Annotated in this window: 15 protein-coding genes; 11 read left to right on the top strand and 4 right to left on the bottom strand. The window is 71.6% G+C overall.

Annotation, left to right across the window (positions count from 1 at the left end):
* Window positions 1-258: 258 nt before the first annotated feature.
* The 5 genes from ACZ52C_RS09510 to hemB all read left to right on the top strand — a co-directional run bounded on the left by ACZ52C_RS09510 (window position 259) and on the right by hemB (window position 6,752).
* The gene (locus tag ACZ52C_RS09510; protein ID WP_469074136.1) at window positions 259-1,014 is read left to right on the top strand and encodes a redox-sensing transcriptional repressor Rex; all 756 of its coding nucleotides are present in this window, start codon (window positions 259-261) and stop codon (window positions 1,012-1,014) included.
* Window positions 1,011-2,762, top strand: coding sequence for a glutamyl-tRNA reductase (locus tag ACZ52C_RS09505; RefSeq protein WP_469074135.1), 1,752 nt, complete (start codon window positions 1,011-1,013; stop codon window positions 2,760-2,762). Before ACZ52C_RS09510 ends, ACZ52C_RS09505 begins: the two co-directional genes overlap by 4 nt.
* Window positions 2,759-3,718, top strand: coding sequence for a hydroxymethylbilane synthase (gene hemC, locus ACZ52C_RS09500; protein ID WP_045559279.1), 960 nt, complete (start codon window positions 2,759-2,761; stop codon window positions 3,716-3,718). Before ACZ52C_RS09505 ends, hemC begins: the two co-directional genes overlap by 4 nt.
* On the top strand, window positions 3,715-5,478 hold the full coding sequence (locus tag ACZ52C_RS09495; protein WP_469074134.1) for a bifunctional uroporphyrinogen-III C-methyltransferase/uroporphyrinogen-III synthase: 1,764 nt from the start codon (window positions 3,715-3,717) through the stop codon (window positions 5,476-5,478). Before hemC ends, ACZ52C_RS09495 begins: the two co-directional genes overlap by 4 nt.
* 281 nt (window positions 5,479-5,759) lie before the next feature.
* The gene (gene hemB / locus ACZ52C_RS09490) at window positions 5,760-6,752 is read left to right on the top strand and encodes a porphobilinogen synthase (protein WP_469074133.1); all 993 of its coding nucleotides are present in this window, start codon (window positions 5,760-5,762) and stop codon (window positions 6,750-6,752) included.
* Window positions 6,753-6,777: 25 nt separating this feature from the next.
* Here hemB and ACZ52C_RS09485 read toward each other — a convergent pair whose 3' ends face one another.
* Window positions 6,778-7,536: a DUF4232 domain-containing protein gene (locus tag ACZ52C_RS09485; RefSeq protein WP_469074132.1), complete on the bottom strand. Its 759-nt coding sequence runs from the start codon at window positions 7,534-7,536 to the stop codon at window positions 6,778-6,780.
* 248 nt (window positions 7,537-7,784) lie between these two features.
* On the opposite strand from ACZ52C_RS09485, the gene ACZ52C_RS09480 reads away from it, so the two are divergent.
* From ACZ52C_RS09480 to ACZ52C_RS09470, 3 genes are all read left to right on the top strand, one after another.
* Window positions 7,785-9,182: a helix-turn-helix domain-containing protein gene (locus tag ACZ52C_RS09480; protein ID WP_469074131.1), complete on the top strand. Its 1,398-nt coding sequence runs from the start codon at window positions 7,785-7,787 to the stop codon at window positions 9,180-9,182.
* A gap of 83 nt (window positions 9,183-9,265) precedes the next feature.
* Entirely contained in the window at window positions 9,266-9,622 is a 357-nt protein-coding gene (locus ACZ52C_RS09475) for a DUF805 domain-containing protein (RefSeq protein WP_469074130.1), read from the top strand.
* Between the two features lie 68 nt (window positions 9,623-9,690).
* Window positions 9,691-10,593, top strand: a complete 903-nt coding sequence (locus ACZ52C_RS09470; RefSeq protein WP_469074129.1) for an SAM-dependent methyltransferase — start codon at window positions 9,691-9,693, stop codon at window positions 10,591-10,593.
* A 43-nt stretch (window positions 10,594-10,636) separates the two neighbouring features.
* On the opposite strand, the gene ACZ52C_RS09465 is transcribed toward ACZ52C_RS09470, so the two are convergent.
* Window positions 10,637-11,569, bottom strand: coding sequence for a phosphotransferase family protein (locus tag ACZ52C_RS09465; RefSeq protein WP_469074128.1), 933 nt, complete (start codon window positions 11,567-11,569; stop codon window positions 10,637-10,639).
* Between the two features lie 128 nt (window positions 11,570-11,697).
* Between ACZ52C_RS09465 and ACZ52C_RS09460 the strand changes: the two genes are divergently transcribed.
* The gene (locus ACZ52C_RS09460) at window positions 11,698-12,978 is read left to right on the top strand and encodes an aminotransferase-like domain-containing protein (RefSeq protein ID WP_469074127.1); all 1,281 of its coding nucleotides are present in this window, start codon (window positions 11,698-11,700) and stop codon (window positions 12,976-12,978) included.
* A gap of 117 nt (window positions 12,979-13,095) precedes the next feature.
* On the opposite strand, the gene ACZ52C_RS09455 is transcribed toward ACZ52C_RS09460, so the two are convergent.
* Window positions 13,096-13,923: a DUF4253 domain-containing protein gene (locus tag ACZ52C_RS09455; protein ID WP_469074126.1), complete on the bottom strand. Its 828-nt coding sequence runs from the start codon at window positions 13,921-13,923 to the stop codon at window positions 13,096-13,098.
* A gap of 307 nt (window positions 13,924-14,230) precedes the next feature.
* On the opposite strand from ACZ52C_RS09455, the gene ACZ52C_RS09450 reads away from it, so the two are divergent.
* Complete coding sequence (locus ACZ52C_RS09450; RefSeq protein ID WP_469074125.1) at window positions 14,231-14,935, top strand: hypothetical protein; 705 nt, start codon at window positions 14,231-14,233, stop codon at window positions 14,933-14,935.
* Between the two features lie 102 nt (window positions 14,936-15,037).
* Here ACZ52C_RS09450 and argS read toward each other — a convergent pair whose 3' ends face one another.
* Window positions 15,038-16,819, bottom strand: a complete 1,782-nt coding sequence (argS, locus tag ACZ52C_RS09445) for an arginine--tRNA ligase (protein WP_469074124.1) — start codon at window positions 16,817-16,819, stop codon at window positions 15,038-15,040.
* A gap of 417 nt (window positions 16,820-17,236) precedes the next feature.
* On the opposite strand from argS, the gene lysS reads away from it, so the two are divergent.
* Window positions 17,237-18,976 carry a lysine--tRNA ligase gene (gene lysS / locus ACZ52C_RS09440; RefSeq protein ID WP_469074123.1) on the top strand — a complete coding sequence of 580 codons (1,740 nt, stop codon included), beginning with the start codon at window positions 17,237-17,239 and terminating at the stop codon, window positions 18,974-18,976.
* The last annotated feature ends 50 nt before the right edge of the window (window positions 18,977-19,026 follow it).

Below are 19,026 nucleotides of genomic sequence, written 5' to 3'. Positions count from 1 at the left end.
GCTGGTTGGTCTCGGGGGCGGGATTCGTGAGGAGAGTGTGCGGTTTTGCCCCCGTCGTGCAAGGCGTCAGGTGAGGAACGAGGGCATGCCCGTGTCGGTTCCACATGCGTGCGTCGGGTGTGCGTGACCCCGGTCACGTTGGCCGGGCAAATCGGACACCATCTTTGTGCACGCGTTCACAAAGACATAGCCTGCTGTCGACGGGGCGGTCTGGGGACGCATGACCGCCCGCAGCCCCGCTCTACCCGCAGGAGCACCGTGGCAACTGGCCGAACTCACCGACCGGCGACCCGTAGCCGAGGGATTCCCGAGGCCACCGTCGCCAGGCTTCCGCTGTACCTCCGTGCCCTGACCGCGCTGTCGGAGCGCTCGGTACCCACCGTTTCATCCGAGGAACTGGCAGCCGCCGCCGGGGTCAACTCCGCGAAGCTGCGCAAGGACTTCTCGTACCTCGGCTCGTACGGGACGCGGGGCGTGGGCTACGACGTCGAGTATCTCGTCTACCAGATCTCGCGTGAGCTTGGGCTGACCCAGGACTGGCCGGTCGTGATCGTCGGTATCGGCAACCTCGGCGCCGCGCTCGCCAACTACGGCGGGTTCGCCTCGCGCGGGTTCCGGGTGGCGGCGTTGATAGACGCCGATCCGGCGATGGCGGGCAAGCCGGTCGCCGGGATCCCGGTCCAGCACACGGACGAGCTGGAAAAGATCATCGACGACAACGGGGTGTCCATCGGGGTCATCGCCACCCCCGCCGGTGCCGCCCAGCAGGTGTGCGACCGGCTGGTCGCCGCCGGGGTCACGTCGATCCTGAACTTCGCGCCCACCGTCCTGTCCGTGCCGGACGGTGTCGACGTGCGCAAGGTGGACCTCTCCATCGAGCTCCAGATCCTCGCCTTCCACGAGCAGCGCAAGGCCGGCGAGGAGGCCGCGGGCCAGGCCGACGCCGTACCGCCGGCTCCCCGGCAGTCCGGGAAAGGGCCCGACGGGGATGTCCCCGCCGTGATGCCGGCATGAGTCTCCTGGTCGTCGGGCTGAGTCACCGCAGCGCTCCGGTGAGCGTGCTGGAGCGGGCCGCGCTGTCCCTGGACGCGCAGATCAAGTTGCTTCAGGACACGGTCGCCGCCGAGCCGGCCACGGAGGCCGCCGTCCTCGCCACCTGCAACCGCATCGAGCTCTACGCCGACGTGGACAAGTTCCACGCGGGCGTCGCCGAGTTGTCCACGCTGCTGGCCCAGCACAGCGGCGTGGGGCTCGACGAGATCACCCCGTATCTCTACGTGCACTACGAGGACCGGGCCGTCCACCATCTGTTCTCGGTGGCCTGCGGGCTCGACTCCATGGTCGTCGGCGAGGGGCAGATCCTCGGGCAGATCAAGGACGCGCTGGCCCGCGCGCAGGAGCTGCACACCGCCGGGCGGCTGCTGAACGACCTGTTCCAGCAGAGCCTCAGGGTCGGCAAGCGGGCCCACTCCGAGACCGGGATCGACCGGGCCGGACAGTCGCTGGTGACCTTCGGCCTGGAGCAGTTCACCGCCGGCACGGACGTCGCGGACTGGGCCCGGGGCAAGCGGGCCGTCGTGATCGGCGCCGGGTCGATGTCCTCGCTGGCCGCCGCGACCCTCGCGCGGGCCGGCGTCGGCGAGATCGTGATCGCCAACCGGACGTACGACCGGGCCGAGCGGCTCGCGCACCTGCTCGAAGAGCAGTACGGGCGCGGCGTGGCCGCACCGGGCGAGACCGAGGTGCTGGCCCGCGCGGTCCCGATGGAATCGGTGCCGGACGAGCTGACACGTGCGGACGTCGCCATCTCCTGCACCGGCGCCACGGGCCTGGTGCTGACCGCCGAGATGGTCGCCGCGGCCGTCGAGGGACGGGTGCCCGAGGGCGCGTTCCCCGCGGAGGCCGGGACGCGCACCGACGTACGGCCGGTCCTGCCGCCGACCTCGCTCGGCAGTGACGACGACTGCCCCCTCGACCTGCCCGCCGTGCAGGGCGGTGGCTTCTCCGTGCTCGGGGAGGCCGCGGTGGCCGGGATGGACGCGGCCACCCTGGAGCAGCACGCGGCCTGGGTCGACAACGCGACCGTCGACCGGCGCGCGAGCCGTCGCACGCCGGAGCGTGAGGCCGCGCGTACGTCCGCCGCCGACGCCGAGCTGATCGCCGCGCTCGTCGCGGCCGTCGCCGTCACCGGACGGATCACCGAGCTGCGCCGGCCTGAGCCCGTCGTCGAGGTGCCGCGGCCCGCGCCCGTGCTGGCGCTGCTGGACCTGGCGATGCCCCGGGACATCGACGCCGCGGCGCACCGGCTGGCCGGGGTGCGGCTGGTCGACATCGAGTCGCTCGCCGAGGTCTCCGCCGACGCGCCGATGGCCGCCGACGTCGACATGGTGCGGAGGATCGTTTCGGACGAGGTGGCCGCCTTCGGCGCCGCCCAGCGGGCCGCGCACATCACACCCACCGTCGTGGCGCTGCGCGCCATGGCCGCCGATGTCGTCGCCGGCGAGATCGCCCGCCTGGAGGGCCGGCTTCCGGACCTCGACGACAAGCACCGCGGCGAGATCACCCAGACCGTGCGGCGCGTCGTCGACAAGCTGCTGCACGCCCCGACCGTACGGGTCAAGCAGCTCGCGGCCGAGCCGGGCGGCGCCGGGTACGCGGACGCGCTGCGCACCCTGTTCGACCTGGACCAGGAGACGGTCGCGGCCGTGTCCCGGGCCGAGAGCAGTTCCGAGAACGACGCCGAGAACCGAGGGCGATCATGAGTGACCAGGCACTGAGGCTGGGGACCAGGCGGAGCAAACTCGCCATGGCCCAGTCCGGGCAGGTGGCGGAGAGGGTCCGCCGGCTGACCGGGCGGCCCGTCGAACTCGTGGAGATCACGACGTACGGCGACGTCTCCCGGGAGCAGCTGGCGCAGATCGGCGGCACGGGCGTGTTCGTCACCGCGCTGCGCGAGGCGTTGCTGCGCGGCGAGGTCGACTTCGCCGTGCACTCCCTCAAGGACCTGCCGACCACGCACCCGGACGACCTGGCGCTGGCCGCCGTGCCGGTGCGCGAGGACGCGCGCGACGTCCTGGTCGCCCGGGACGGGCTCACCTTCGAGCAGCTGCCCGCCGGCGCCCGCGTCGGCACGGGTTCGCCCCGGCGCATGTCCCAGCTGAACGCGTACGCGCGCAGCCACGGGCTCACCATCGAGACGGTTCCGATCCGCGGGAACGTCGACACGCGGATCGGTTACGTACGGAAGGGCGAGCTGGACGCAGTGGTCCTGGCCGCCGCCGGACTGAACCGGATCGGACGGAGCGACGAAGTGACCGACTTCCTCTCGGTCGACACTGTTTTGCCCGCCCCCGGCCAGGGGGCACTGGCGATCGAATGCACCGCGGACAATGCGGAGCTGATCGCCGCGCTCGGTGGCCTCGACGACCCGCATACCCGGGCCGCCGTGACCGCCGAGCGGTCCCTGCTCGCCGCCCTGGAGGCCGGTTGCAGCGCACCTGTGGGTGCGTTCGCCGACCTGCTGGCCGACGGGCAGATTGTCAAGGAGATGCGCCTGCGCGGCGTCGTCGGCACGATCGACGGCTCGACGCTGGTGCAGCTGTCCACCACCGGTCCCGTGCCCGAGACGTACGACCAAGCAATGGCGCTCGGCCGTGAACTCGCCGCCGAGATGCTCGCTAAGGGCGCGGCCGGTCTGATGGGGGAGCGAGCACATTGAGCCCCACCACCCTTCCCGCCGGTCCGGACCACGGTCACGTCACCTTCCTCGGTGCCGGACCCGGGGATCCGGGACTGTTGACACTGCGCGCCGTCGAGGCACTGGCGAACGCGGACGTTCTCATCGCCGAGCACGACGTGCTCGACGTGGTGCGTACGCATGCCCGCGCCGGCGTCGCCCTACTGGACACCGACTCGAGCCCGCCGTCGGTGCTGACCGCGGCGTCCTCAGCCACTGCCTCTGCCTCTTCCGCGGCTACTTCAGCGGATACGTTTTCGGGCACAGGCACGCCTCAGCTGACAGTTGTTGACGGCGCGTCAACAACCGCTGGTGCACCCGCTGTGCGGGATGCGGCACATCTTGTCATGGAGGCCGCGCGGGGCGGCAAGCGGGTCGTGCGTGCGGTGTCCGGGGACCCCGGGCTCGACACGTACGCCACCGAGGAGATGCTGGCGTGCGCCGCCGCGGGCGTGCCGTTCGAGGTGGTCCCGGGCGTGGCGGCGGCCGTGGGTGTGCCCGCCTACGCCGGTGTGCCGCTGCGGGACGCGCAGGGCGCGGACGTCCGGTTCGTCGACGCCCGCACGGCGTCCGACCGCTGCTGGGCGGAGGTCGGGGTGTCCGACGGGACGGTCGTGGTCTCGGCGGCGCTGGAGACCGTGGCCGCCGCCGCGGGTGAACTGGTCGCCGCGGGCCGCAAGCCGGACACCCCCATGACGGTGACCGTCGCGGGCACGACGACGCGGCAGCGCACCTGGACCGCGACGCTCGGCACGATCGCGCAGACGCTGAAGCAGGCGAAGGTGCTGCCCTCGCCGGAGGGCGGCCGGCCGGTGATAGCCGTGGTCGGCGAGCGTTCCGCCGCGGCCCAGCGCGACCAGCTGTCGTGGTTCGAGAGCAAGCCCCTGTTCGGGTGGCGGGTCCTCGTGCCGCGCACGAAGGAGCAGGCCGCGTCGCTCTCCGACCAACTGCGCTCGTACGGGGCCGTACCGCACGAGGTGCCGACGATCGCGGTCGAGCCGCCGCGCACGCCGCAGCAGATGGAGCGGGCCGTGAAGGGGCTCGTGACCGGCCGCTACGAGTGGATCGCGTTCACCTCGGTCAACGCCGTCAAGGCGGTGCGGGAGAAGTTCGAGGAGTACGGGCTCGACGCCCGTGCCTTCGCCGGGATCAAGGTCGCGGCGGTCGGGGAGCAGACCGCCAAGGCGCTCATCGCCTTCGGTGTGAAGCCCGATCTGGTGCCCAGCGGGGAGCAGTCGGCGGCCGGTCTGCTGGAGGACTGGCCCCCGTACGACCCGGTCTTCGACCCGATCGACCGGGTGTTCCTGCCGCGCGCGGACATCGCCACGGAGACGCTGGTCGCCGGGCTGATCGAGCTCGGGTGGGAGGTCGACGACGTCACGGCGTACCGGACCGTGCGCGCGTCGCCGCCGCCGGCGGAGACCCGTGAGGCCATCAAGGGCGGTGGTTTCGACGCGGTGCTGTTCACCTCGTCCTCCACCGTGCGGAACCTGGTGGGCATCGCCGGGAAGCCGCACAACGTGACGGTGATCGCCTGTATCGGGCCCGCGACGGCCAAGACGGCCGAGGAGCACGGGCTGCGGGTGGACGTGATGGCTCCCGAGCCGTCCGTGCACAAGCTGGCCGAGGCGCTGGCGGACTTCGGGCTGCGGCGGCGGGCTGCCGCCGTGGAGGCGGGGGATCCCGTGACTAGGCCGAGCGAGCGCCGGCCGGGGGCGCGGCGGAGACGGTCCACGACCTGAGGCGAGGCGTGAGAGAGGGGCGGTGGCTGCTTGCGGCTGCCGCCCCTCTTCGCTGCCCGGACCGGACCGGACCGGACCGGACCGTCGGCGCGCCGTTCCCCCTCTGCGATCGCCGTCACCGCGGCCGCCGTAGGGGTGTGCTGGGGGCGCTGTGGGGAGGGGCGGGTGAGGTGAGTGGGTGGGTGCGGGTTCGGTGGGGGTTCTCGCCCCGTTCCCCGCGCCCCTTTGAGGCCGACCTCGCGTCGGCAAAGGCACGGGTGGGGCGGGCGTAGCGTAGGTGTATGTCGAAGTACGGATCGTTTCCCGGTACGCGGCCCCGCCGGCTTCGTACGACGCCTGTGATGCGCAGGATGGTGGCCGAGACCCGGCTGCATCCCGCCGACTTCATCCTGCCCGCCTTCGTGCGCGAGGGCGTCAGCGAGCCGGTGCCGATCACGGCGATGCCGGGGGTCGTGCAGCACACGCGGGACAGTCTGAAGAAGGCCGCCGTGGAGGCCGTGGAGGCCGGGGTCTCCGGGATCATGCTGTTCGGCGTGCCGGAGGACGGGAAGAAGGACGCGCTCGGGACTCCCGGGACCGACCCCGACGGGATTCTGCAGGTCGCCCTGCGGGACGTACGGGGCGAGGTCGGGGACGAGTTGCTCGTCATGTCCGATCTGTGTCTCGACGAGACCACCGACCACGGGCACTGCGGGGTCCTCGACGAGCAGGGCCGCGTCGACAACGACGCGACCCTGGAGCGGTATGCCGAGATGGCCCAGGTGCAGGCCGACGCCGGCGCGCACGTGGTCGGGCCCAGCGGGATGATGGACGGGCAGATCGGGGTCATCCGGGACGCCCTCGACCAGATCGGGCGGGAGGACGTCGCGATCCTCGCCTACACCGCCAAGTACGCCTCCGCGTTCTACGGGCCCTTCCGGGAGGCCGTCGGCTCCTCGTTGCGCGGGGACCGGAAGACCTACCAGCAGGACCCCGCCAACGTCCGGGAGTCGCTGCGCGAACTCGCCCTCGATCTGGAGGAGGGCGCCGACCTGGTGATGGTCAAGCCGGCCGGCCCCTACCTCGACATCCTCGCCCGGGTCGCGGACACCGTGGACGTACCGGTCGTCGCGTACCAGATCTCCGGGGAGTACTCGATGGTCGAGGCCGCCGCCGAGAAGGGCTGGATCGACCGGGAGCGGGCCGTCCTGGAGACGCTCACGGGGATCAAGCGGGCGGGTGCGCAGAACATCCTGACCTACTGGGCCGTCGAGGCGGCTCGCCTGCTGCGCTGAGCCCGGTACGGGAGGGCGCTGTCGGTCAGTACTGCAGGGCGTCCTCCATGGTCGACTGCCAGTAGGTGACGGCCACCGAGTTGTCGACGTAGACGCCCTTGGCCGGGAGGGCGGGGGACGCGGGGGAGCCGGCGTCGCTGCCGGCCTCGGGGCCCTGGAAGTGGATGACGACCTTCTTCTCCGTCGTGCCCTCGCCGCCGCTGCCGTCGGCGGCGGCGAGCAGGACACCCGCGTAGCCCGACTCGCCGGGGGCCAGGGTCACCACGGCCTGCGGCTGCGACTCCTCGAACACGCGCGGCGCCGACTGGGCCTCGCCGAACCGGACCGTGGGGTTGTAGTAGAGGTCGCAGTACTGCGAACCGGTGTTCTTGACGGTGATCAGCAGGTGGTTGAGCGGGCGGGACACCGGCTGCGCGGTGACGGTCGTGCTGGAGCCGTTGCACGTGACGCGGTTCTCGGGGTCGGCGGGGTCCGAGGTTCCGCCCTTCGACGCGGCCTTGTCGGCCGAGGTGTTGCCGGTGGAGTTGCCGCCCGTGCTCGTGCCGCCGGTGGTGGAGCTCCCGGTGGACGAGCCGCCGCTCGTGCCGGTGCCGCCCGTGGACGAACCCGAGGAGCCCGTGCCCTGGGAGGTCGAGGTGGAACCGCCCGAGGCTCCCTCGTCCCTCGTGCCCATGCCGTTGTCGCACGCGGTGAGGGCGAGGGCGGCGAGCGCCGCTCCTGTCACGGCGATCAGACGGGCGGGGCGGGCCGTGCGGGCGGAGCGAGCGGTGCGGAGCGTACGCATGAGAGGTCCCTTTCGGACAAAGCAAGTGGAGAAGGCTGAGAACAAGTGCTCGAAGCTGTGCCGCTCGACCGGTGTGCCAGGAGCGGCGTGCTTGGATGACCACAGCTTGTGGGGTGTTCCGTCCCGGCCGCCACACTCGACGGACGATCAGGGACGCTGGAACGCTCGCGAGGGCTTTGACCTGCGGGAACGTCCCTGCCCTGGAACGCGGAACGGGACGTGCGGGACGTGAGGGGACGGAGGAAGACGTGTCGGGGAGCGGTACCGCGGACGGCCTGGGGGCTGATTTCGCCGAGCTGCTGCGGGAGTTGAAGGAGCGCTCCGGGCTGAGTTACGGGGTGCTCGCCAAGCGGCTCCACATGAGTACGTCGACGCTTCACCGTTACTGCAACGGGGACGCCGTACCGACGGACTACGCCCCCGTGGAGCGGCTGGCCCGTCTCTGCAAGGCCTCCCCGGCGGAGTTGGTCGAGCTGCACCGGACGTGGGTGCTCGCGGACGCGAGGCGCCGGCGCAAGGGGGGTGACTCCGTCGGGGTGGCGGAGGGGGAGCGTGGTCCGGGTCCGGGCTCGACCGCGGGTGCGGTGTCGGCGGCGGAGTTGGGCTCGACGGCCGCCGGGACAGAGGTTTCGGAGACCCTGATCGGCGGTGTGGTGTCCGGTGGGCCCGGGGTGCGCGGGCCGGCCCGGCGGCGTACGCGGGTCGCTCTGGTCGCCGGGGTGGCCGTGGCCGCCGTGCTCGGGGCGGTGACGCTCGCCATGAGTCTGCCGTCCGGCGGGAACGAGGACGGGGCCGGGCGTACGGCCGGAGCCGCGTCCGTCGACAGCGGCCGCGCGGAGGCGGACGGCAAGGGCTCCCCGTCGCCGACCGGTGCCTCGCCCTCCGTGTCCGCGAGCGAGTCGGGCGGCACGAAGGGGAAGGGTGCCGGTCAGGGCGCGGGGGCCTCGGCCACCGCGACTCCGACCAGCCCGGGCGGTGCGGGCGCGGGCGGTGCGGACGCGTCCCTTCCGGTGCCGCTGAACGTGAAGGTGCAGCCGTACACATGGGAGGAGCCCTGCTCCCAGCGGTACCTGGCCGACCGGACGCCGGCGCAGGTCGCGCCGCCGCCGCTGGAGCAGGACGCGCCGGCCTGGGTGTCGTCGGAGGGCGCCGTGGCGTCGGGTGAGCAGTTCCTGACGCTCACCGTGCAGGGCACCGGCGAGGAGACCGTCGTCGTACGGAGCCTCAAGGTCCGGATGACCGACAAACGGTCGCCCCTGGCCTGGAACGACTACGCCATGGGCTACCCGGGTGTCGGCTGCGGGGCCGGTGTCCCCACCCGCTCCTTCACGATCGCCCTCGACGCCGCGCGCCCCGCTGTGAAGCCCAAGGCGGGCAGCAGGGACTTCCCCTACTCGGTCAGTCAGTCCGATCCGGAGGTGTACTACATCACCGCCGACGCCTCCGCGTACTACGTCAGCTGGTATCTGGAGCTGGAGTGGACCGCCGGCTCCCGCAGCGGCACGCTGACGCTCGACGACGGCGGCCGGCCGTTCCGTACGAGCGGCAACAACGGGCGGCCGGCGTACGAGTATCCGATCGGCGGGCCGAAGTGGGTTCCGGAGGGGACCACGCTGGGGGAGGGCGGCGACGGAAGCGATACGTGATTGACGAGTCTTCGTCAATCGGCATAGGTTCTGCGCCTGCCCCGACTTCGGGGCGGTCGTCTGCCGATTCTCGGGGGAAACACATGAACTGGTTCATCGAGGTGCTCAGAAAGTACGCGGTCTTCAGCGGGAGGGCGCGTCGCCAGGAGTACTGGATGTTCACGCTGATCAGCTCGGTCATCTATCTCGCCCTGTATCTCCTCGGTCTCGCCCTGGACTCGCAGGTGCCCCAGCTCCTCCTCAGTCTGGCCTTCTTCCTGCCGTCCCTGGCGGTCAGCGTGCGGCGGTTGCACGACACCGACCGGAGCGGCTGGTGGGTCCTCATCGGGATCGTCCCCTGTGTCGGATTCATCGTCATGATCATTTTCATGGCGACGGAGGGACAGCAAGGCGCCAACCGGTACGGCCCCGATCCGAAGGCCTATCCGGTGCAACCCTGACGCGACAACTCCCCTGGGGAGGTTAGGTTGTTGGTCATTCAATGACCCGACCCCCCAGGGAGAGCCCCATGGCCGGTGACGCGCTCAGCCAGGACCCCGCCGAGCTGCGGCGGAGAATCGACACCACCAAGGCGCACCCGGCACGGGTCTACGACGTCTTCCTCGGTGGCAAGGACAACTACCCCGTGGACCGGGCCGCGGCGGCCGCGGCGCTGGCCGCCAACCCGCGCGGCTACCTCGACGTCCGGCACAACCGTGACTTCATGCGCCGAGCGGTGACCACGCTCGCCGAGGACGAGGGCATCCGCCAGTTCCTCGACATCGGCACCGGGCTGCCGACCGCGGAGAACGTCCACCAGATCGCCCAGGCGATCGTCCCCGACTCCCGGGTCGTGTACGTCGACAACGACCCCGTGGTGCTCGCCCACGCGCGCGCGTTGCTCACGAGTGGGCCCGAGGGGGCCACGGACTACATCGACGCCGACCTCACCGCACCGGCGGGGATCCTCGAACAGGCCGCGAAGACACTCGACTTCGACCGGCCGATCGCGCTGTGCCTGGTGGCGATCCTGCACTTCGTGGAGGACGACGAGGCCTACCCCGTGGTGCGGGAACTGGTGCGGGCGCTGCCCGCCGGCAGCCGGCTGGTCCTCAGCCATCTGACCGAGGACCTCAACCCCGCGAAGATCCGCGCGGTCCAGGAGACCTACACCGAGCGGGGGTTCACCTTCGTGCTGCGGTCCAAGGACCAGGTGGCGCGGTTCTTCGAGGAGAGCGGGCTCGTGATGGACGAGCCCGGGGTGGTGCCGGCGCACCACTGGCGGTTCTCGGCGGGCGCGCCGGCGCCCGAGACGGTGGAGCCGCATGTGCTGGCCGGGATGGACGACATCGAGCGGGTCCGGTACCGCGACATCAACGACGTGACCGACGCGGACATCAACGTGTACGCGGCGGTGGGGCGCAAGGAGTAGGGCACCGCGGCCCCTCCCTCCGCCCCTCCCGATCACCCAGGGGTCAGCCCCCGGTTCCGAACCACGTCTCCGCCAACGAGTCCAGTGTCGGCGCGGGCGGGGCCGGGAGGCTGCGCAGGTACCAGTTCAGGTCGCTGTACACGTGCAGGAGGGTGTACGCCATCAACTCGCGGGGATCGAACGGGGATTGACCGTAGGCCTCGTAGAAGAGCTTCAGGAGAGTGGGGTCGGCCCGGGTGAGGAAGAGGCCGACGCTGACGAAGTCGTAGGCGGGGTCGCCGACCATGGCCGGCTCGAAGTCGAAGAGGCCGGTCAGGCGCCAGCCGTCATGAGGGTCGACGGTGAGGTGCTCGCGCATGAACTCGGTGTGCAGCAGCACCGGGCGGCGCGCGGCGGGCAGGGGGACCGAGCGGAGGAAGTCCGGGATCTGTTCGAGCCAGGGGCCCGTGAGACCGCCGCTCTGCTGCTGTTCGACCGCCGCCGCGCGCTGGGCGGCGACGAACCTGCCCCAGTCCGGCGGCCCGGTGATCGGGACGACCGGCGAGGCGTCCAGGGCGTGCAGGGCGGCGAGGCCCTCGGCCGCCTCGACGACGACACGTTCCTGGCCGGCCCGGGGGATCCGGGGCCAGGCCTCGTTCAGGTCCTCGCCGGGCAGCCGGGACATCAGCACATAGCGCCAGCCGTTCTTGTACTGGTCCGCAGAGTGCAACCTGGGTGTCGGGATGGGGAGTTTGCCCCACAGGATCGACAACAGGCGGGCCTCGCGGACGGCTTCCACGGCTTCGAAACCCGGATACAGCTTGAGGACGAGGGCGTCGCCGACGGCGTACACCGGCAGCGAGCCCTCGGGGAAGCGCACGATCCGCGCGCCTGCGAGACCGAGCGAGCCGCAGAGATCCTGGGCAGCCGGTCGCAGCAGTGCCTCGTCACCGACGACTTCCTGCAACTCGTCGTTCGTGTCCACGCTGGGCAGCATGCGCGCAGCCTAGGGGGTGGCGAGGGCCGTCCGCATCGCGGAAATGGTGAATGTAGGGGGCACGTACCTGTCTAGGGTGCGGGCAGGGACGGAGCCGTGCCGTTCCGTAGGGGCGAAGGAGCCGTGGGATGGGTGCCGTGGATGCCGAGCGTGCCGCGTATGACGTGGGGTTTGTCGCGAGAACGAGGGCCGGGGGCGGCCCGGGGGACGAGAGCGGGGCGGGCGCCGGGGCGCCCGTGCCCGGCCTGGCGGCGCGGGTCGCGGCTGTCGGGGGTTCCCCCGTTCGGGACATCCTCGCCGTCACCTCGCGTCCCGAAGTCGTCAACTTCGCGGGTGGACTGCCCGCGCCGGAGCTGTTCGACACGGAGGGGATAGCCGCCGCCTACCGCGATGTGCTCGCCGAGTCCGCGGGGCGCGCCCTGCAGTACGCGACGACCGAGGGCGAGCCGGTGCTCCGGACGGCGCTCGCCGCGCGCTACGGGGCGCGCGGGCTGGCGACCGGCGCGGACGACATTCTCGTCACCACCGGCTCGCAACAGGCGCTGTCGCTGCTCGCCACCGCGCTGCTGGAGCCGGGGGACGTCGTCCTGGTCGAGGACCCCTGCTATCTCGCGGCGCTCCAGGCGTTCCGGTTCGCGGGGGCGCGGGTGGTGGCCGTGCCGGGCGACGGACACGGGGTGGACCCGGCGGCGCTGGAGGAGTCGGTGCTGCGGCACCGGCCCAAGCTCTTCTACACCGTCCCCACCTTCCAGAACCCGACCGGGCGCACGCTCCCCGCCGAGCGGCGGGCCGCCGTCGCCTCCGTGGCCGCCCGGCGCGGACTGTGGATCGTCGAGGACGACCCGTACGGCGAACTCCGCTTCGAGGGCGACCGGGTGCCGTGGATCGCCTCGTACCCGGGAGCCGAGGACCGCACGGCGCTGCTGGGCTCCTTCTCCAAGGTCATGGCCCCCGGGATGCGGCTGGGCTGGCTGCGCGCGCCCGCGGCGCTGCGGCGGGCGTGCGCGGTCGCCAAGCAGGCGGCCGACCTGCACACGCCGACCGTCAACCAGCTCGCCGCGGCGCGGTATCTGGCCGACCGTGATCTGGACGCCCATGTCGGCCGGGTCGCCGACGCGTACCGGGAGCGGCGCGACACCATGCTCGCGGGCCTCGCCGAGGCGCTCCCGGAGGGCTCCACGTGGAACCGCCCCGAGGGCGGCATGTTCCTCTGGGCCCGCCTCCCGTCCACCCATGACACCGGTGCGCTGCTGCCGCGTGTCGTCGAGCGGGACGTGGCGTACGTGCCCGGGGCGCCCTTCTACGCCGGCGATCCCGACCGGTCGACGCTGCGGCTGTGCTTCGTGACGCAGGCACCGGAGGAGATCTGGGAGGGGCTGCGGCGGTTGGGGGCGGGGCTGCGGGGGTGAAGGGCCGCGGGGGTGGGTGCCATGGGTGTGGGGTGAGGGCCGTGGGGGTGGGTGTCGCGGGTGTGGGGTGAGGGCCGTGGGGGCGGGTGTCGCGGGTGCGGGGTGCGGGCTGTCGCCTCAGTCCCACCAGAAGGACCACAGGGGTGCCCCGAGGAGGGTTCGGGCGTAGGAACCGCGGGTGCCGTCGGTCGTGCCCTGCCAGATGTTGTCCGGGCAGAAGGCGAAGTGTTCGACGGCCAGGGCGTCGGCCTCGGCCTCGGTGGTGGGCGGGGCGGCCACGGAGAGGACGAGCTGGTCGTAGGCGAGGGCGACGACGCGTATGCCGAAGCGGTCCTCCCAGGAGCGCAGGACCGCGCACAGCCGCGCCACGTCGTTCTCGTGGTTCGTCGGGCCGGTCCAGCCGATGGCCGCCGGGATGTCGGCGCTGCGGCGGGCGGGGACCAGGGCGAGGCGGGGGTCCGCCAGCCGTGACGGGTCCTTGGTGAGGGCGTCGGCGGTCTCGGCGGCGTGGGCGTCCGGGTCGGCCACCGCGTCCGGGTCGGCCACCGTGTCCGGGGCGGGGGTCGGCGCGTCGGTGAGGCCGGGCCAGTCGGGGTCCTCGGCGGTGGCGCAGGCGTCCCAGAACTCGGCCAGGACCTCGTCGGCGTCGTGGTCGCCGGGGTAGGACATCTCGCCGGGCAGCAGCTCCCACCCCTCCGGACCGCCCTGGCGGCCGCCGACGTCCAGCAGCACCGGGAGGAGCCCCGCCGTGCGGCGGGCGGGCTGGACGGCGGTCCAGGCGCCCGGCGCCGCCGTCTCGTCCGCGCACCACAGCAGGGGCTCGTGCCACGGGCCGTCGTCCGTGGTGTCGATCAACCTCCCCTGCGGAAGCGGGATGTCAAGCCCGAGCACGCGCCCGCTCGGGTCGGCCGCCAGCTGGGGCAGCGGGTTGGGAAGTGTCGCCATGCGGGTGACTGTAGGGGCCGCCACTGACAGCGGCCCGACCGGTGGGGTCGGACCGCCCCCGCGCAGGTGCGGCGCCGCAGTGTCCCGAGGGGCACTGCCCGAAGAGACGATTCCGGCCAACTCGCGCGAAAAATAGGTTGGTTGTGCGGCACGGCCACGGGCACCGGCGTACGCCTCGCAGCTGCCTCGGATCTGCCTCGGCATCCGCATCCGCATCCGCTGTACGCGTGCGCGCCGGCCGACACCGGGCCCCGGCGTGCCGCGCACGTCACGATCCCCTCCTCTCAGCGCCGGAAGGCTCTTCACCATGCGCACTCTCACCACCGCCGCCCGCACCTCGGTCCTCGCCACCGGCGTCGGCGCCCTGCTGTTCACCGGTGTCGCCGCCGGGGGCACCGCCGTGGCCGCCCCGCAGGCCCAGCCGGCCACGCTCACGGTCAAGGAGTACCGGTCCTGGCTGATGAACAACGACGACCTCGCGGCTTCCCAGAAGGTCCTCAAGGCGTTCGACAAGCTGCCCGGGGCGAAGCAGCGCAAGTTCGTCGGCTATCTCCAGAACCGGGCCGTGACCAAGGCGTTCGTGCTGAGCTTCGCCGGAGGCGTGAAGAAGGGGAACACCAAGGAGGTCAGGTACAACGACGACGTCCGCTTCTCCGGCGTCGTCAAGGGCTCCAACAGGGTCGTCTCCGGCGGCCGGGACATCTCCCTGACCTTCACGGCCACCGAGCGCGTCTACGGCATCCCCGTCGTCACGCAGAAGGTCGACTTCAGCTACACGGTCAAGAACGGCGTCAAGGCGCGCAAGGTCAAGCGCTCGGTGGTCAACATGAACCGTGCTTTCGTCATCAAGCCGGTGAAGAACGCCGTCTCCGGCACCGGCACGATCACCGCCACCGTCACCTGGAACCTGGCCCCGCAGTACAGGTCGGTCGGCAAGGGCCCCCTGGTGAAGAAGCAGGCCATCACCAGCTTCGCCGGCCAGAAGTTCGGCGCGCGCCTCTCGAACGCCTGAGCGGACCTGCCGCGACGGGCGCCGTGACGGGCGCCGCGACGGGAAAAGGGAGAGCGTGCGGCCGGTGTACGGCCGCACGCTCTCCCTCTGTTCGGCTACCGCTCAGAGCTTGTCGGGCGTCCGGATGCCCAGCAGGGCCATGCCCCGGTGCAGAGTGCGGGCCGTCAGGTCGATCAGGAACAGACGGTTCTCCATCTGGGCCGGGGTGTCGGCCTTCAGGACCAGGCACTGGTCGTAGAACGTGGTCAGCAGGGTCGCCAGCTTGAAGAGGTACGCGGCCAGCTTGTGCGGCTCGTACGACTCCGCGACCTCGGCCACGGTCTCGCCGAAGTGGTCCAGGTGCAGACCCAACGCACGCTCCGCCGGGGCCAGTTCGAGCTCCGGGTGGGCGGTCGGGCGGGCCTCGCCCGCCTTGCGGAGGATCGACTGGATACGGGCGTACGCGTACTGGAGGTAGACGGACGTGTCGCCGTTCAGCGAGACCATCTGGTCCAGGTCGAACTTGTAGTCCCGGACGGCCGAGGTCGACAGGTCGGCGTACTTGACCGCGCCGATGCCGACGTACCGGCCGTTCTCGACGATCTCCTGCTCGGTCAGGCCCACCTTCTCGGCCTTCTCCCGGACCACCGTCGTGGCGCGGTCGATCGCCTCGTCGAGCAGGTCGACCAGGCGGACCGTCTCGCCCTCACGGGTCTTGAACGGCTTGCCGTCCTTGCCGAGGACCGTGCCGAAGGCCAGCTGGAACGCCTTGACGTCCTCGTCGTTCAGCCAGCCCGCCCTGCGCGCGGTCTCGAAGACCATCTTGAAGTGCAGGGACTGCCGGGCGTCGACGACGTAGAGGAGGGAGTTCGCCTTGAGGTTGAAGACGCGGTCCCTGATGGCGGACAGGTCGGTGGCCGCGTAGCCGTAGCCGCCGTCCGACTTCTGCACGATCAGCGGGACCGGGTTGCCGTCGGGGCCCTTGACGTCGTCGAAGAAGACACACAGGGCGCCTTCCGAGCGGACGGCCACGCCCTGCTCCTCCAGGAGGCGGCAGGTCTCCGCGAGCATGTCGTTGTAGCCGGACTCGCCGACGATGTCGGCGTCCCGGATCTCCATGTCGAGCTTCTCGAAGACGGAGAAGAAGTAGATCTTCGACTCGTCGACGAACTTCTGCCACGTGGCGAGGGTGTGCGGGTCGCCGGCCTGGAGGTCGACCACCCTGCGGCGGGCCCGCGTCTTGAACTCCTCGTCGGAGTCGAAGAGCTTCCTGGCCGTCTTGTACAGCCGGTCCAGGTTGGACATGGCCTGCTCGCCGGACTTCTGGAGGTCCTCGCCCTCCTTGTGGTCCAGCTCGTGCGGGTGCTCGTCCAGGTACTGGATCAGCATGCCGAACTGGGTGCCCCAGTCGCCGATGTGGTGCCTGCGGATCACGTTCTCGCCGGTGAACTCCAGGATCTGGACGACCGCGTCACCGATCACGGCGGACCGGAGGTGGCCGACGTGCATCTCCTTCGCCACGTTCGGCTGGGCGTAGTCGATGACCGTGGTGCCGGGGCGCTCCGCTGTGGGGACGCCGAGACGGCCGGTGTCGTCCGCGTACCGCGCGGCGAGGTTCTCGGTGATCGCGCCGTCGGTGAGCGTGATGTTGAGGAAGCCGGGGCCGGAGACCTCGATGTCCCCGATCAGCTCGCCGGACTCCACCCGGGCCACGACCTGGGTCGCCAGCTCCCTCGGGTTGGCCTTCGCCTTCTTGGCCAGCGCGAGGATCCCGTTCGCCTGGTAGTCCGCCCGGTCGCTGCGTCGCAGCAGCGGGTCGACTCCGTCGGCTTCCGGCAGGGCGGAGGCGAGGGCGGCGGCGAGGCGCGCGTTGACGGAGGCGGTGAGGGACGTGACCGAAGCCATCAGGGGGAGCCGTTCTCCTTGGGGTACGGATGGATGTCGTTCAGTATCCCACGGGGGGTAAAGGGGTTTTCTTACGGTGAGTGGGGGGTGCCTTCCGGGGTGGGGGGGGGTCGGTGCGTCGGTGGGTGCGGGCCCGGTGGGGCTTCTCGCGCAGTTCCCCGCGCCCCTGAAAAGCCGGGGCTGCGCCCCGCGCTTTTCAGGCCCGCAGGGCCGTGGTCTTCCAGGCCCGCAGGGGCCTGGTCTTTCGGGGGCGCGGGGAACTGCGCGACAAGCCCCACCGGGCCGGCAGCCGCCCACGCACCCGTACCCCCCGTTTATTGGGCGCCCGGTTCGACCCACGGAGTGAAAGGCTGGGAGAATGGCGCGGTCGCCCGGGACCGTAACCGGCGGCCATGGAAACTCCAGGAAAAAGAGGACGTGCCGATCGTGGCTCAGAGCACCGAGACCACCGACTGGGTCTCCCGTTTCGCGGATGAGGTCATCGAGGAGTCGGAGCGTCGAGCCCCGGGCAAACCCGTCGTCGTCGCCTCCGGGCTGTCGCCGTCCGGCCCGATCCACCTCGGCAACCTCCGCGAGGTCATGACCCCGCACCTCGTCGCCGACGAGATCCGCCGCCGTGGGCACCAGGTCCGTCACCTCATCTCCTGGGACGACTACGACCGCTACCGCAAGGTCCCGAACGGCGTCGACGGCGTCGACGGCTCCTGGGCCGAGCACATCGGCAAGCCGCTCACCTCCGTGCCCGCCCCCCGCGGCTCCGCCCACCCCAACTGGGCCGAGCACTTCAAGGCCGCGATGGTCGACGCGCTCGCCGAGATGGGCGTCGAGTTCGACGGGATCAGCCAGACCGCGCAGTACACCTCCGGCGTGTACCGCGAGCAGATCCTGCACGCCATGAAGCACCGCGGGGACATCGACGCGATCCTCGACCAGTACCGCACCAAGAAGGCCCCGGCGAAGAAGTCGCAGAAGCCGGTGGACGAGGCCGAGCTGGAGGCCGCGGAGGGCTCCGGCGCCGCCGGCGAGGACGACGGCAGCTCCGGCACCGCCGGGTACTTCCCGTACAAGCCCTACTGCGGCGGCTGTGGCAAGGACCTCACCACCGTCACCGCCTACGACGACGACACCACCGAGCTGACCTACACCTGCACCGCCTGCGGCTTCTCCGAGACCGTCGCGCTGAACGAGTTCGACCGCGGCAAGCTCGTCTGGAAGGTCGACTGGCCGATGCGGTGGGCGTACGAGGGCGTCGTCTTCGAGCCGAGCGGTGTCGACCACTCCTCGCCCGGGTCCAGCTTCCAGGTCGGTGGGCAGATCGTCGGGATCTTCGGCGGGAAGCAGCCGATCGGGCCGATGTACGCCTTCGTCGGCATCTCCGGCATGGCCAAGATGTCGTCGTCCAAGGGCGGCGTGCCCACGCCCGGCGACGCGCTGAAGATCATGGAGCCGCAGCTCCTGCGCTGGCTCTACGCCCGCCGCCGGCCCAACCAGTCCTTCAAGATCGCCTTCGACCAGGAGATCCAGCGGCTCTACGACGAGTGGGACAAGCTCGACGCCAAGGTCGCGGACGGGTCCGCCCTGCCGGCCGACGTCGCCGCGCACTCCCGCGCGGTGGGCACGGCCGCCGGTGAGCTGCCGCGCACGCCCCGCCCGATGCCGTACCGGACCCTCGCGTCCGTCGCCGACATCACCGCGGGCGCCGAGGACCAGACCCTGCGCATCCTCAGCGAACTCGACCCCACCGACCCGCTCTCCGCCCTGGACGAGGTGCGGCCGCGGCTCGACAAGGCCGAGGCCTGGATCAACACCCAGGTCCCCGCCGACCAGCGGACCATCGTGCGCCAGGAGGCCGACGCCGAGCTGCTGAAGTCCCTCGACGAGGCGTCCCAGCAGTCGCTGCGGCTGCTGCTCGACGGGCTCGCCGAGCACTGGTCGCTCGACGGGCTCACGCATCTCGTCTACGGCGTGCCCAAGGTGCAGGCCGGCTTCTCGGCGGACGCCACGCCCAAGGAGCTGCCGGCGGAGATCAAGACGGCCCAGCGGTCGTTCTTCGCCCTGCTGTACCACCTGCTCGTCGGGCGGGACACGGGGCCGCGCCTGCCCACGCTGCTGCTGGCGGTGGGACAGGAGCGGGTGCGCGCCCTGCTCGGGGAGTAGGCCGTAGGACGTCGTACGCAGAAGGGGGCGCCCGGTGGTCACCGGGCGCC

It is taken from the genome of Streptomyces sp. NPDC034049 (genome assembly GCF_055575575.1).
This window is presented reverse-complemented; position numbering and strand designations above follow the sequence as displayed.

Excerpts from the sequence above, each read along its gene's own strand:
- ACZ52C_RS09505 (WP_469074135.1), top strand. The coding sequence starts at position 1,011 with ATGAGTCTCCTGGTCGTCGGGCTGAGTCACCGCAGCGCTCCGGTGAGC.
- hemC (WP_045559279.1), top strand. The coding sequence starts at position 2,759 with ATGAGTGACCAGGCACTGAGGCTGGGGACCAGGCGGAGCAAACTCGCC.
- ACZ52C_RS09470 (WP_469074129.1), top strand. The coding sequence starts at position 9,691 with ATGGCCGGTGACGCGCTCAGCCAGGACCCCGCCGAGCTGCGGCGGAGA.
- ACZ52C_RS09455 (WP_469074126.1), bottom strand. The coding sequence starts at position 13,923 with ATGGCGACACTTCCCAACCCGCTGCCCCAGCTGGCGGCCGACCCGAGC.
- ACZ52C_RS09485 (WP_469074132.1), bottom strand. The coding sequence starts at position 7,536 with ATGCGTACGCTCCGCACCGCTCGCTCCGCCCGCACGGCCCGCCCCGCC.
- ACZ52C_RS09460 (WP_469074127.1), top strand. The coding sequence starts at position 11,698 with ATGGGTGCCGTGGATGCCGAGCGTGCCGCGTATGACGTGGGGTTTGTC.
- ACZ52C_RS09450 (WP_469074125.1), top strand. The coding sequence starts at position 14,231 with ATGCGCACTCTCACCACCGCCGCCCGCACCTCGGTCCTCGCCACCGGC.
- hemB (WP_469074133.1), top strand. The coding sequence starts at position 5,760 with ATGTCGAAGTACGGATCGTTTCCCGGTACGCGGCCCCGCCGGCTTCGT.
- ACZ52C_RS09475 (WP_469074130.1), top strand. The coding sequence starts at position 9,266 with ATGAACTGGTTCATCGAGGTGCTCAGAAAGTACGCGGTCTTCAGCGGG.
- argS (WP_469074124.1), bottom strand. The coding sequence starts at position 16,819 with ATGGCTTCGGTCACGTCCCTCACCGCCTCCGTCAACGCGCGCCTCGCC.
- ACZ52C_RS09465 (WP_469074128.1), bottom strand. The coding sequence starts at position 11,569 with ATGCTGCCCAGCGTGGACACGAACGACGAGTTGCAGGAAGTCGTCGGT.